Annotated in this window: 16 protein-coding genes; 8 read left to right on the top strand and 8 right to left on the bottom strand. The window is 59.5% G+C overall.

The annotated features are described in order from the left end of the window. Positions 1-58 precede the first annotated feature (58 nt). The 3 genes from ASD60_RS06180 to ASD60_RS06170 all read left to right on the top strand — a co-directional run bounded on the left by ASD60_RS06180 (position 59) and on the right by ASD60_RS06170 (position 2,473). Positions 59-391, top strand: coding sequence for a hypothetical protein (locus ASD60_RS06180; RefSeq protein WP_056853143.1), 333 nt, complete (start codon positions 59-61; stop codon positions 389-391). 61 nt (positions 392-452) lie between these two features. Next, on the top strand, positions 453-1,130 hold the full coding sequence (locus ASD60_RS06175; protein ID WP_056853142.1) for a response regulator transcription factor: 678 nt from the start codon (positions 453-455) through the stop codon (positions 1,128-1,130). Beyond that, positions 1,127-2,473: an ATP-binding protein gene (locus ASD60_RS06170; RefSeq protein ID WP_056853141.1), complete on the top strand. Its 1,347-nt coding sequence runs from the start codon at positions 1,127-1,129 to the stop codon at positions 2,471-2,473. Before ASD60_RS06175 ends, ASD60_RS06170 begins: the two co-directional genes overlap by 4 nt. A gap of 135 nt (positions 2,474-2,608) precedes the next feature. Here the strand turns inward: ASD60_RS06170 and ASD60_RS06165 are convergent, their stop codons facing one another. Beyond that, entirely contained in the window at positions 2,609-3,607 is a 999-nt protein-coding gene (locus ASD60_RS06165; RefSeq protein ID WP_056853140.1) for an AraC family transcriptional regulator, read from the bottom strand. Between the two features lie 338 nt (positions 3,608-3,945). On the opposite strand from ASD60_RS06165, the gene ASD60_RS06160 reads away from it, so the two are divergent. Next, positions 3,946-5,280: a dicarboxylate/amino acid:cation symporter gene (locus ASD60_RS06160; RefSeq protein ID WP_056853139.1), complete on the top strand. Its 1,335-nt coding sequence runs from the start codon at positions 3,946-3,948 to the stop codon at positions 5,278-5,280. A gap of 143 nt (positions 5,281-5,423) precedes the next feature. Then, a complete protein-coding gene (locus tag ASD60_RS06155; RefSeq protein ID WP_056853138.1) occupies positions 5,424-6,605 on the top strand; it encodes a CaiB/BaiF CoA transferase family protein in 1,182 nt (393 codons plus the stop codon). A gap of 124 nt (positions 6,606-6,729) precedes the next feature. Here the strand turns inward: ASD60_RS06155 and ASD60_RS06150 are convergent, their stop codons facing one another. Beyond that, positions 6,730-7,224: a SprT family zinc-dependent metalloprotease gene (locus tag ASD60_RS06150; RefSeq protein ID WP_056853137.1), complete on the bottom strand. Its 495-nt coding sequence runs from the start codon at positions 7,222-7,224 to the stop codon at positions 6,730-6,732. Between the two features lie 159 nt (positions 7,225-7,383). Further along, on the bottom strand, positions 7,384-7,986 hold the full coding sequence (locus tag ASD60_RS06145; protein ID WP_056853136.1) for a Yip1 family protein: 603 nt from the start codon (positions 7,984-7,986) through the stop codon (positions 7,384-7,386). A gap of 282 nt (positions 7,987-8,268) precedes the next feature. Between ASD60_RS06145 and ttcA the strand changes: the two genes are divergently transcribed. Further along, on the top strand, positions 8,269-9,093 hold the full coding sequence (gene ttcA / locus ASD60_RS06140) for a tRNA 2-thiocytidine(32) synthetase TtcA (RefSeq protein WP_056853135.1): 825 nt from the start codon (positions 8,269-8,271) through the stop codon (positions 9,091-9,093). A gap of 130 nt (positions 9,094-9,223) precedes the next feature. Next, positions 9,224-9,898, top strand: coding sequence for a DNA-3-methyladenine glycosylase I (locus ASD60_RS06135; protein WP_056853134.1), 675 nt, complete (start codon positions 9,224-9,226; stop codon positions 9,896-9,898). 335 nt (positions 9,899-10,233) lie between these two features. Here ASD60_RS06135 and ASD60_RS06130 read toward each other — a convergent pair whose 3' ends face one another. Genes ASD60_RS06130 through arsC form a run of 3 tightly spaced genes read right to left on the bottom strand, consistent with a single transcriptional unit; the run spans position 10,234 to position 11,608 of the window. Next, complete coding sequence (locus tag ASD60_RS06130) at positions 10,234-10,659, bottom strand: DUF2069 domain-containing protein (protein ID WP_056853133.1); 426 nt, start codon at positions 10,657-10,659, stop codon at positions 10,234-10,236. A 2-nt stretch (positions 10,660-10,661) separates the two neighbouring features. After that, positions 10,662-11,258 (bottom strand): NAD(P)H:quinone oxidoreductase, encoded by a 597-nt coding sequence (wrbA, locus tag ASD60_RS06125; RefSeq protein WP_008054817.1) that lies wholly within the window; start codon positions 11,256-11,258, stop codon positions 10,662-10,664. Beyond that, positions 11,255-11,608 (bottom strand): arsenate reductase (glutaredoxin), encoded by a 354-nt coding sequence (gene arsC / locus ASD60_RS06120; RefSeq protein WP_056853132.1) that lies wholly within the window; start codon positions 11,606-11,608, stop codon positions 11,255-11,257. Before arsC ends, wrbA begins: the two co-directional genes overlap by 4 nt. Positions 11,609-11,722: 114 nt before the next feature. Between arsC and ASD60_RS06115 the strand changes: the two genes are divergently transcribed. Further along, positions 11,723-12,190 (top strand): TlpA disulfide reductase family protein, encoded by a 468-nt coding sequence (locus ASD60_RS06115; RefSeq protein WP_056853131.1) that lies wholly within the window; start codon positions 11,723-11,725, stop codon positions 12,188-12,190. 113 nt (positions 12,191-12,303) lie between these two features. On the opposite strand, the gene ASD60_RS06110 is transcribed toward ASD60_RS06115, so the two are convergent. Continuing rightward, complete coding sequence (locus ASD60_RS06110) at positions 12,304-12,708, bottom strand: META domain-containing protein (protein ID WP_056853130.1); 405 nt, start codon at positions 12,706-12,708, stop codon at positions 12,304-12,306. Further along, positions 12,708-13,142, bottom strand: coding sequence for a hypothetical protein (locus ASD60_RS06105; protein ID WP_007988765.1), 435 nt, complete (start codon positions 13,140-13,142; stop codon positions 12,708-12,710). Before ASD60_RS06105 ends, ASD60_RS06110 begins: the two co-directional genes overlap by 1 nt. Positions 13,143-13,145 lie beyond the last annotated feature (3 nt).

The raw sequence follows: 13,145 nt of genomic DNA, 5'->3' as shown, positions 1-13,145 counted from the left end.
GGCGAGGTCGGTAACCTTGCCCTACCCAAAAAGCGAACAGCGCATGAGGAAACTCCCTATGACTGGCTTCAAGAAACTGCTCCTGGCTTTCACTGTGCTGGGCGCCAGTGCCGCCGCCCACGCGGCTGACGATCATTTGGCCAGTCGTGTTTTTGCACAGACCGGCGACAAGGACAAAAAGTCCCGGGTCTTGAGCCGCTCGACCGTCAATGCCGTGGTGAGTAACGACAGTGATTGGGGCGCGAGCCTGGCGCAGCAAAATGGCCAGTCCGGTTATCACGCCGGTTACACCAACGTGTCGGTCTCGCACAATGGCATTAAACTGCGCCAGGAAGACCTCGTGGGCCGCTCTGTTCTGTCCCTTGCGACGGACATCAGCACACAGTCATGAAACAAGTCATCGAGGCTCGGTTATCTCCCTCAGGAGAGGTTGATTTGCCCTGGAGAGCGTTATGAAACTGCTGGTCGTCGAAGATGAGGCGCTGTTGCGCCATCACCTGCAAACCCGCCTGACGGAAAGCGGCCATGTCGTCGAAAGCGTGGCCAATGCCGAAGAAGCCTTGTATCAAGCCGGGCAGTTCAATTTCGATCTGGCGGTGATCGACCTTGGTCTGCCGGGCATGGGCGGGCTCGATCTGATTCGTCAGTTGCGTTCCGGCGGCAAGGCGTTCCCGATCCTGATTCTCACCGCCCGGGGCAACTGGCAGGACAAGGTCGAGGGCCTTGCCGCCGGAGCCGATGACTATGTGGTCAAGCCGTTCCAGTTCGAAGAGCTCGACGCAAGGCTCAATGCCTTGTTGCGCCGCTCCAGCGGTTTTACCCAATCGACCATCGTCGCCGGCCCTTTGAAGCTTGATCTCAATCGCAAGCAGGCGTCCCTCGATGAGCAACCGCTGGCGTTGACCGCTTACGAGTACCGCATCCTCGAATACCTGATGCGCCATCATCAGCAAGTGGTGGCCAAGGACCGGTTGATGGAGCAGCTTTACCCGGATGACGATGAGCGAGATCCGAATGTGATCGAGGTGCTGGTCGGCCGACTGCGCCGCAAGCTCGAAGGGCCGGCGGGCTTCAAGCCGATCGATACCGTGCGTGGCCTCGGCTACCTGTTCAGTGAGCGCTGCACTTGATTCGTTCTCTTCGCGTTCGCTTGATGCTCGCCGCAACATTGCTGGCGGTGTTGTTCATGCTGGCGTTGCTGCCGGCGATGCAAGGCGCGTTCAGTCTCGCCTTGCAGGACTCCATCGAACAGCGCCTGGCGTCTGATGTCACGACGCTGATCTCTGCCGCCCGAGTCGAGAGCAACCGTTTGCAGATGCCGGCGCAATTGCCCGACGAGCGTTTCAACCTCACTGACAGCCGTTTGCTCGGTTACATCTATGACCGCGAAGGACGGCTGGTCTGGCGGTCGAAGGCCACGCAGGAAGAACACATTAACTACAAACCGCGCTACGACGGGCGCGGCAACGAATTCGCGAGAATCAGCGAGGCCAACGGCGAGGAGTTTTTCGTCTATGACGTCGAGGTCAAACTGCTGGGGGGCAAGAGTGCGGCGTTCAGTATCGTTGCCCTGCAGCCGGTTCGCGAATACGAAGTCACCCTCGCAGGTCTGCGGGAAAATCTCTATCTAGGCTTCGGGGCAGCGTTGCTGGTATTGCTGGCCTTGCTCTGGTTCGGCCTGACCTGGGGGCTGAAAGCCTTGCGCCGGTTGAGTCAGGAGCTGGACCAGATCGAAGGCGGCACCCGCGAAAGTCTGAGCGAAGAGCATCCCCGGGAACTGTTGCGTCTGACCGGTTCGCTCAATCGCTTGCTGCACAGCGAGCGCGAACAGCGCAGCCGTTACCGTGATTCCCTGGATGATCTGGCACACAGCCTGAAAACGCCGCTGGCGGTGTTGCAAGGCGTCAGCGAAGACATGGCGCAACGCCCGGAAGATCGCGATCAGGCATGGGTGCTGCAAACCCAGATCGAACGCATGAGCCAGCAGATCAGCTATCAATTGCAGCGCGCCAGCCTGCGCAAAAGCGGTCTGGTGCGGCATCAGGTGCGCCTGCGACCTGTGCTGCAAAGCCTGTGCGACACGCTGGACAAGGTTTACCGCGACAAACGCGTGCGGGTCACCTTCGATCTGCCGGACGAGTGTTTCGTGCCGATCGAGCAGGGTGCCTTGCTGGAAATGCTCGGTAACTTGCTGGAGAACGCCTACCGCCTGTGCCTGGGCGAGGTGCGCATCAGCCTGCGGGAAAACCTCGGTGGCATCGAATTGTGCGTCGAGGACGACGGCCCTGGCGTGCCTATGGATCAGCGCGCGCGGATTCTCGAGCGTGGCGAACGGCTGGATCGGCAGCACCCGGGCCAGGGTATTGGCCTGGCGGTGGTCAAGGACATCATCGAGAGCTACAGCGCCCGATTGACCCTGGGCGATTCACCCTTGGGCGGCGCGGCGTTCCGGATACATTTTCCGTTGGTTTGACCGGGAGATTGATACTGCACTTTCGGGCCCCATCGCGGGCAAGCCCACAGGTTTTGTGAACGCCACAGATCACTGTGGGACCGGGTTTGCCCGCGAAGAGGCTGCTGAGCACACCGAAAAAGTCGAGTCTGAAACTCAGTTTTCCTGCGCCCGATAAGCCCCCGGCGTCACCCCAGTCCACTTCTTGAACGCCCGGTGAAACGCCGAAGGCTCGGAAAACCCCAGTTGCTCCGCAATCTGTTGCAATGACAGGTCCGCGCGGCTCAAGTGATAAATCGCGATATCCCGGCGCAACTGATCTTTCAACTCCTGAAAACTGGTGCCTTCCTCACGCAGGTGTCGACGCAGCGTTTGCGCACTGATGTGCAGGTGCGCGGCAACGGCGTCGAGGTCCGGCCAGCGGGCACTGTCGCGGCTGAGCAAGCGGCGCAACTGGCTGCTCAGGCTGTTGCCGTCGTCCGGGCGTGACAGCAGATCGGCCGGCGAGTGTTCGAGGAAATGCTTGAGGGTGCGTTCGTCCTGCAGCAGCGGCATGTTCAGGTAGCGGCTATGGAACAACAGGCTGCTCTGGGGCGCGGAAAACGTCAAAGGACAAGAGAACAACAAGTCGTACTCGGCGCCGTGTTCCGGTCGCGGGTAACTGAATGCGGCCTGTTCCAGGCGAATACGCTGGCCGATCAGCCAACTGCCGAAACGATGCCAGATCACCAGCAGGCTCTCGCTGAGAAAATGGTCCGGGTCCCAGAGCTGCGAATCGTCCAGGCTCAGGCGGATCATCTCGTCTTCGCGCGTCAGGGTCAGGCGCGGGGCGTCGGGGAATAGACTATAAAATAATAAACCGCGGTTCAGCGCCTTCTCCAGATTACGGCAGTGGATCACCGCATGGCACATCATGGCGAAGCTGCCCGGCTTGCTGGGGCCGCGTCCAAAGCCCAGGTACTCGTCGTCCAGTGCCAGCCACAGTCCCTGAATCAGTCGGGTGAACTGCTCCGGTGCAATGCGCGCCCGCGGCTCGTCGAGCAATTCGGGGCTGATCCCCAACTGTTGCAACAGGCTCGAATAGTCCAGGCCACGGCGTTGCGCGCCACCGAGGACGGCGCGGGCGAAGTGACTGGCGATGGTGCGTTCGCGCATAGCGGCTAAATCCGTCCATTGAGCGGCGGATGGTAGCTGCGGTGCCAAACGATGGACAAGGCGGATATCCGCCAAATTGCAGGACGTGATCTGTTTGGAGGGCGGAAATCCGCCAGTGCGCTCAACGGTTCAACGATACGGCGCGACCTGCAACCCCTGATATCAAAAGGCTTGTGGATGTTTTACCGCAGGTGGCACGGGCTTTGCGATACAAGCGACAGATGCCTGCCGTCGCGCAGCTCGAAAAAACAAATCCCTCCAGTGCAGGAGGGTTCGCAATTGAGGTGTCGCCGGCCATCGATGGATGTTGGCAGCGCGTACTCTTGAGGAACTTTGCAATGACGACTCGTCAGCCACTGTATAAATCCCTGTATTTCCAGGTGATCGTTGCAATTGTCATCGGTATTTTGCTCGGTCACTACTATCCACAGCTCGGTGTGGCCGTAAAGCCGCTGGGTGACGGGTTCATCAAACTGATCAAGATGATCATCGCCCCGATCATCTTCTGCACCGTCGTCAGTGGTATCGCTGGCATGCAGGACATGAAATCGGTCGGCAAGACCGGTGGTTACGCGCTGCTGTACTTCGAAATCGTTTCGACCATCGCTTTGCTGGTCGGCCTGGTGGTCGTCAATATCGTGCAGCCCGGCAACGGCATGCACATCGACGTCAGCACTCTGGATGCTTCCAAGGTCGCTACGTATATTGCGGCCGGTGCTGATCAAAGCGTCGTTGGCTTCCTCCTCAACGTGATCCCGTCCACCATCGTCGGCGCATTCGCCACGGGCGACATCCTGCAAGTCTTGATGTTCTCGGTGATCTTCGGTTTCGCCCTGCATCGCCTGGGCGCCTACGGCCGGCCGATCCTGGACTTCATCGATCGCTTCGCCCACGTCATGTTCAACATCATCAACATGATCATGAAGCTCGCGCCAATCGGTGCCTTCGGTGCCATGGCGTTCACCATCGGTGCCTATGGTGTCGGCTCGCTGGTGCAACTGGGCCAGTTGATGGCGTGCTTCTACATCACTTGCCTGCTGTTCATCCTGATCGTGCTGGGTGGTATTGCTCGCATGCACGGTTTCAGCGTTCTGAAAATGATCCGCTACATCCGTGAAGAACTGCTGATCGTACTGGGTACTTCCTCTTCGGAATCGGTACTGCCACGCATGCTGATCAAGATGGAGCGTCTGGGCGCGCAGAAATCCGTGGTAGGCCTGGTGATCCCGACCGGTTACTCGTTCAACCTCGACGGTACGGCGATCTACCTGACCATGGCGGCCGTGTTCATTGCCCAGGCCACTGACACCCCCATGGACCTCACGCACCAGATCACCCTGCTGGTGGTATTGCTGCTGTCCTCCAAAGGTGCCGCCGGTGTGACCGGTTCGGGCTTCATCGTACTGGCAGCCACGCTGTCCGCTGTCGGCCACTTGCCGGTTGCCGGCCTGGCGCTGATCCTCGGCATCGACCGCTTCATGTCCGAAGCCCGTGCCCTGACCAACCTGATTGGTAACGCCGTGGCGACCATCGTGGTGGCCAAGTGGGTCAAGGAACTGGACACCGACGTACTGCAATCCGAGCTGGCTTCTGGCGGTCGCGGCATTGCCGACGAGCCTAAAGACGACGTTCTGGGCCACGCCGACGAGGTCGCCCCGGCTAACGCCAAATAAACCTGCTGCAATGAAAAACCCGCTTCGGCGGGTTTTTTTCTGCCTGCGACCTGAGCGCAACGGTCAGCGTCACTGGCACATAAGGTTATTGCCCCTGAGCGTCCGGCTGCCTAGTCTGGGAGCATCATTCAGGGAGAACATCCATGCTCGGTCCACTGGCATCACTCAAGGTTCTGGATTTCTCGACATTGCTGCCGGGGCCGTTCGCCTCGTTGTTACTGGCGGATATGGGCGCGCACGTGCTGCGCATCGAATCGCCGAGCCGCATGGACCTGCTGCGCGTGCTGCCACCCCATGACCAGGGCGTGTCAGCCAGCCACGCCTATCTCAATCGCAATAAACGCAGCCTGGCGCTGGACCTCAAGCAGCCTGAGGCGCTGGAGGTCATCAAGCAGCTTCTTGAGGACTACGACATTGTGCTGGAGCAGTTTCGCCCCGGTGTCATGGAACGTTTGGGGCTGGGCTATGAAGCCCTGAAGGCCATCAATCCCAAACTCATTTATGTGTCGATCACCGGTTACGGCCAGACCGGCCCTTACCGGGAACGTGCCGGCCATGACATCAATTACCTGGCGCTGGCCGGGCTGGCCAGCTACACCGGCCGTGCCGACAGCGGGCCGCTGCCCTTGGGGCCGCAAGTGGCGGATGTCGCCGGCGGTTCGTTGCACGGGGTAATCGGATTGCTCGCCGCAGTGATCGCCCGCCAGCAAACCGGGCAGGGGCAACACCTGGATGTGAGCATGACCGACTGCGCCTTCAGCCTTAATGCCATGGCGGGCGCCGGGTACCTGGCCTGCGGTGTCGAGCCGGGCCGGGAAGACCAGATGCTCAATGGCGGTAGCTTTTACGACTATTACCGTTCGCGGGATGGCCGCTGGTTGTCGGTGGGCAGCCTCGAACCGGCGTTCATGAAGCAGTTATGTGTAGCGCTTGGGCTGGAGGAGCTGGCGAACCTCGGCCTGTCCCCGCAACCGTCGCAGCAGAGGAAACTCAAGGACGCGCTGACAGTGGAGTTCGAGAAACATGACTTCGCCGAGTTGTGTGCATTGTTTGCGGAACTGGATGCGTGCGTGGAGCCGGTTTTGAGCGTCGGGGAAGCGCTGCGTCATCCGCAGTTGCAGGCACGGGATTTGGTCACGCAAGTGCCGAGGGGCGATGGTTCGAGCCAGGCGCAGATGGCGTGTCCGTTGAAGTTTTCAGAAGGATTGCCGGCGCCCCGGCACATTGGCGCGGCGTTGGGCGAGCATACGGATCAGGTGTTGGGGGAGTTGGGATTTAGTGTTGAGCGGATTGAAGAGCTGCGGCGGGCCAAGGTGATTCTCTAGTGCCTGTGCCGGCCTCATCGCCAGCAGGGCTGGCTCCCACACTGGATGTGCGTCGCACCGTAAATCCCCTGTAGGAGCCAGCCCTGCTGGCGATGAGGACGGTACAGCCAGCAGAAAGATCCGCCTATTCGACCCGCATTTCCCCACTGAACACCAAGGTGTTGCGACACCGCCGACACAAATACCGCCGCCCCTGGCGCACCAGGCCATGGCGCTGCGCCGAGAACGGGAAATCGCTGTCGGCGCACGGGCACTTGTAGATGTAGCGGGTGACGCTGCGGCGCTTGACGTCGTAGGTGTGGCAGCGATTTGGCGGCAGTTCGTATACGCCGCGCATGATCAATTGCCACTCTTCGCCATGGGGCTGAATGCGGTCGCCGAACAGTTGATGAGCGATCAGGTGGGCAACTTCGTGGGCCACTGTCTGCTTGAGGAAGTCCTCGGTGTTTTCCCGGTACAACTGCAGGTTGAAACGCAGCAGGTTCTCGTGCAAATGCGCGACACCGGCTTTTTGCCCGCGCAGCTTGAGGCTCACCACGGGGCGTTTGAAAGGTCGTTTGAAAAAGGATTCGGCTTGTTGGAAACAGTCTTCGACGCGGGTATTGAGTTGCTCGGGCATGCTTGATGGATCTCCAGAGACGTTGAGTATGCCGCAACCCTCGGGCCTTGCGAATCGTTTGAGCGCCGAATGGTCGTTGCGTTTCTTCTGGCAGGAGGCATCAAAAGGCCGCCTTGCGGCGGCCTGTGTCGGCAGATCTGATTTTTGGAGAGTGTGTTGCTAATTCGTATAGACCGGCCCCACGCCAAGTCCCCAGACAATGACAGTGAACGCCATGATAGCCACCAGCACGACCAGGCCTACGGCGAGCACCGAACTGGAAAACAGAAAGCCCTCGTCAGTTGGAATGTTCATGAACGTCGGTAGCCCGACATACAACAGATAGACCGTGTAGCAGATCGCCGCAGTGCCGACGATCATCCCCAGCCACATATGCGGGTACAGCGCCGCCAAGCCGCCGATGAACAGCGGCGTCGCGGTGTAGGTCGCGAAGGCTACGCAGCGTGCCAGGCTGGGATTGGCGTCATAGGTGCGGGCCATCCAGTGAATGAACGCGCCCATGACCGCGACGCCACCGAGCATCGCCAGGTACGACATGATCGTCATCCAGAGCGCACTTTCCATCGTCAACATCACTGGCGGCCGGTTACCGATCACCCAGCCGACCTGCGTGGTGCCGATAAACGCCGACACAGCAGGGATGGCCGCCAGAATCAGGGTGTGGGTCAGGTACATGTGGCTGATGCTTTCCTCCTGGTCGCCACGGATTTCTTTCCATTCTTGGTCAGGGTGGGTGAAGAGCCCCACTACGTGATGGATCATGCCAGTCACTCCTCTTTTATACCGTCGCCCCCCAGTGGAGCGCCTACGGGCCAATACGGCCAAGTAAGTAAAAGGTCTGGAATACGAATGCGACCTTATGTCGCAGTATAGGAAGGAGTTAACCGCACAAGGAGAGGGGGCTTAGAGCAAATTGCGCTGTAAAGCCTGCGCTTAATCGCAGTTGCATCTGTAGAACGGCAGGCGATCCGTCAGGACGCTTCGCCCGGGATAGGTTTTTGCGTAAAATGCCCGCCTTTCGTCACACCTCACGGATTTCGCGTCATGGGCACTCTTACGGTCAACCAGAACAAACTGCAAAAGCGCCTTCGCCGCCAGGCCGGTGAGGCTGTTGCCGATTTCAACATGATTGAAGACGGCGACAAGGTCATGGTCTGCCTGTCCGGCGGCAAGGACAGCTACACCATGCTCGATGTGCTGATGCACTTGCAGAAGGTCGCGCCGATCAAGTTCGAGATCGTGGCCGTGAACATGGACCAGAAACAACCGGGTTTCCCTGAGCACGTGCTGCCGGCTTACCTCAAAGAGCTGGGAATCGAGTATCACATCGTCGAAAAAGACACTTACTCGGTGGTCAAGGAACTGATTCCCGAAGGGAAAACCACTTGCTCGCTGTGCTCGCGCCTGCGTCGCGGCACGCTGTACACGTTCGCTGACGAGATCGGCGCGACCAAAATGGCCTTGGGTCATCACCGCGACGACATCGTCGAGACGTTCTTCCTCAACATGTTCTTCAACGGTTCGCTCAAGGCCATGCCACCCAAGTTGCGCGCCGATGACGGACGCAACGTGGTGATCCGCCCGTTGGCCTACTGCAACGAAAAGGACATCCAGGCTTATTCGGACTTCAAGCAGTTCCCGATCATCCCGTGCAACCTCTGCGGTTCCCAGGAAAACCTGCAACGTCAGGTGGTCAAGGAAATGCTCCAGGACTGGGAGCGCAAGACCCCAGGCCGTACCGAGAGCATTTTCCGCAGCTTGCAGAACGTGATCCCGTCGCAACTGGCGGACCGCAACCTGTTCGACTTCACCAGCCTCAAGATCGACGAAACGGCGGCTTCGCGCTTCGTCAACGTGGTTAACCTTTAATCACCTTGATGTGGGAGCCAGCCTGCTGGCGATAGCGGTGGGTCAGGCAAATCATTGTCGGCTGACACTCCCTCATCGCCAGCAGGCTGGCTCCCACATGGGTTTATTCATCTAATCCTCAGGAGAGGGCATGCGCGACTACAAGTGGCTGAATGAATTCTGCCTGAACCGTTTTGGTTCGGCGGCTGAACTGCAAGCCCATCTGCCCGTTCCCAAGACCCCGGCGCAATTGCGCAAGATCAGCGATGACCGCTACCTCTCGACCATGGCATTGCGCGTATTCCGTGCCGGGCTCAAGCACAGCCTGGTGGACGCCAAGTGGCCGGCCTTCGAAGAAGTGTTCTTCAAGTTCGACCCGGAAAAAGTCGTGCTGATGAGCGCCGAGCATCTGGAACGCCTGATGCAGGACGCGCGGATTATCCGCCACCTGGGCAAATTGAAGAGTGTGCCGCGCAATGCGCAGTTCGTGCTGGACGTGGCCATTGAGAAGGGCAGCTTCGGTGCGATGATCGCCGATTGGCCGGTGACTGATATCGTCGGCTTGTGGACGATGCTGAAAAAGCGCGGCCATCAATTGGGCGGCCTGTCTGCGCCGCGTTTCCTGCGCATGGTCGGCAAGGATACCTTTGTGCCGAGTTACGATGTGGTCGCGGCGTTGAACGCACAGAACATCATCGACAAGGTGCCAACCAGCCTGCGCGACCTGGCGCTGGTGCAGGATGTGTTCAACCAATGGCATGAAGAAAGCGGCGGACGGCCGATGAGTCAGATTTCGATGATGCTGGCCTACACCGTCAATCATTGAGACCGAGTCGGTCGAGCGCGACCCCGGCCTATCGCTGGCAAGCCAGCTCCCACAGTGATTGGAGTTGTCCACACATTTTGTGTTCAAACCCAATACCTGTGGGAGTTGCTCACAGAATTTGTGTTCAAACCCAATACCTGTGGGAGTTGCTCACAGAATTTGTGTTCAAACCCAATACCTGTGGGAGTTGCCCACAGAATTTGTGTTCAAACCCAATACCTGTGGGAGTTGCTCACAGAATTTGTGTTCAAACCCAATACCTGTGGGAGTTGCTCACAGAATTTGTGTTCAAGCCCAATACCTGTGGGAGCTGGCTTGCCAGCGATGAGGCCCGATCAGGCGACGGATATCTCGCCTTCGCCAGCCAACTTGCGGTTCAACTGATACCGCCACCGCACATACAACAGCGCTGAACAGAACACCGCCAGGCTCGCGGCCATCTCCAGCACGCCGAACATCTGCCGGTTCGGGTCATACGCGGCCAACGCGCCTTTGATGAAATACAGGTTCACCACAAAGCACATCCATGAATGCCCGCGGGCGTTGCCGACAATCATCCCCGGCGCGAGCAACAGCAACGGCACCAGCTCGATCAGCAGAATCACCCATGGCCGTGCACCGTGCAGATCGGCAACCATCAAGTAGTAAACGCAGAGCAATCCCACCAGACCAAAAAAGCACAGCAGACTGATGACGCGCATCGCCTTGACGCGCGGTTCGAGCCATTCGATGGCGGGCAGGACCTTCGGCTTCTTGGCCACCTTCAACCCTCCAGTTTCTGCGCAGTCTTGGCCAGGCGCATGCCCAGTGCACGGCACAGCGCCACTTCATGAGCGTCCAGACCGCTTTTGCCATCGGCTCCGGCGTGATGACTGGCGCCGTACGGCGTGCCGCCACCCTGGGTTTCCAGCAACGCCGATTCGCTGTAGGGCAGGCCGGTGATCAACATGCCATGGTGCAGCAATGGCAGCATCATCGACAGCAGGGTGGTTTCCTGGCCACCGTGCAGGCTCGCCGTGGACGTGAACACGCCGGCCGGTTTGCCCACCAGCGCGCCGGTCAGCCACAGGTTGCTGGTGCCGTCGAGGAAGTACTTGAGCGGCGCCGCCATGTTGCCGAAACGAGTCGGACTGCCCAGTGCCAGGCCAGCGCAGTTTTTAAGGTCGTCGAGGCTGGCATAGAGCGCGCCTTCGTCGGGAATGTCCGGCGCCACGGCTTCGCATTCCGTGGAAATCGCCGGCACTGTGCGCAACCGCGCTTCTAGGCCAGCCTGCTCGACACCGCGGGCAATTTGCCGGGCCATTTCATTGGTCGAACCGCTGCGGCTGTAGTACAGCACCAGAATGTACGGCGCACTCATGGCAACAGTTCCAGAATCTGCTCCGGTGGACGACCGATGACGGCTTTATCGCCGACTTCGAGAATCGGACGTTCCATCAGTTTCGGGTGGGCGGCGATGGCTGCGATCAATTGCGCTTCGCTCAGGCTGCCGTCCGCGAGGCCGAGGGTCTTGTATTCGTCCTCGCCGGTGCGCAGCAGTTGCCGGGCACTAATGCCGAGTTTGCCCAGCAGACCCTGGATTTGCGCGGCGTCGAGCGGGGTTTCCAGATAGCGCACCACGGTCGGCGTCAGGCCACGGGCTTCGAGCAGTTCGAGCGCACCGCGGGATTTCGAGCAGCGCGGGTTGTGATAAAGCGTCAGATCGGTCATGAGCGGGTCGCATCTTGCGTAAGGTGGCGGCTATTCTAACTGTGCAGCGCGTAATCCAGAACCTTGGGAGGCGATGGGTCGCAGGCGCATTCAATTTTTGACAAGGAACACGACATGACAAGGCGACTGGCAGCAGCATTGACGATCATTGGGGCGTTGCTGTTGGGGGGCTGCGGAAACGACTACGGGATTGACCAGAATGGACAGAAAGTCGCCGCCGAGCGTCTGGATGGCAAATGGCTGGTGCTCAATTACTGGGCTGAATGGTGCGGGCCGTGCCGTACCGAGATCCCGGAGCTGAACGCCTTGGCCGATCAGCTCCAGAGCAAGAAGATCGGTGTGTTCGGGGTCAACTTCGATAATGTGCAGGGCGAAGAGTTGAAAAGCGCCAGTGAGAAGCTTGGAATCAAATTTACCGTGCTGGCCCAGGACCCTTCAGAAGTGTTCGAACTGCCACGCAGTGAGGCATTACCGGTGACCTATATCATCGATAACAAAGGCAAGGTGCGTGAGCAATTGATGGGAGAGCAGACAGCGGCGGGGGTGATGGCGAAGCTGGAGGCGTTGCAGGCGCAGAATTGAATCGAGGGATGATGATCGTTCCCCCGCTCTGCGTGGGAACGCCGCCTGTGACGCGGAGCGTCACTTGATCATTCCCACGCAGAGCGCGGGAATGATCAAGGGAGGAGGGGGCATCAACCTTCCTCAAGCCACCAGCGCAGCGGCTTGCCTTCGGCCGGCCAGAAACGCATCTGATCGATTGACGATACGTCCCAGCGTTGCACGTTTTCCAGCGCCTGAAGGAAGCGTTTTTCCTGCTCCATCAGCGCCGGCGCGCAGAGTTTGCGGGTGCTGCCGATTTTGCCGAAGCTCAGCTTGTTGCCTTCCAGGGTGTATGGCGCGAACCAGTGGTTGCAGCCACCATTGCCGTAGGCGCGACCATCTTCGCCGAGCGTGATGGTCAGGTGGCTGTAGTCCATCAACGGACGTTCGCCGATCCACTCCAGAATGTAGCTGCGGTTTTGTTGCAATTGCACCGGATCGGCAGCACAGCCCATCAGGCTTGCACCGACCAGCGCGGCCAGGGCGAGGTGTTTCATCACGCAGGCTCCTGGCACTTCGGGCACAGGTGCTTTTCGCCAACGGTGGTCCAGCCCAGCTCGGCAATCCGCGCAGTGGCGGCTGGCTTTTCGGCCTTGTTGCCCAACTTGGCGTCGACCGCGAACTCGAAGCTCAGCTCTTTTGCACAGCTGTCGCAGTTCACCTGCCAGGTGTGGATCGCCAGTTCGCCGAACACCGGGCCACTGGCTACCGCAACCCATTGCCCGGGTGGATTGATCAAGTGGCGAACCGTTTCGACGGTCAGGCGCATGGACAAGTCCTTGGCGCCCTTGAGGGTCACTACCAACACGTCGTTATTGCGAATCGAGCCGCCGTTGCCGGTGACTTGATAGCGCCCCGGCACCAGGGCGCGGCATTCGGTGAGGGTGTGTTGCGGGTTCATCAGGCTGTAGCGGAAATCGTGTTCGACCATGGG

It is taken from the genome of Pseudomonas sp. Root562, from assembly GCF_001427125.1.
Classification (GTDB): Bacteria; Pseudomonadota; Gammaproteobacteria; order Pseudomonadales; family Pseudomonadaceae; genus Aquipseudomonas.
This window is presented reverse-complemented; position numbering and strand designations above follow the sequence as displayed.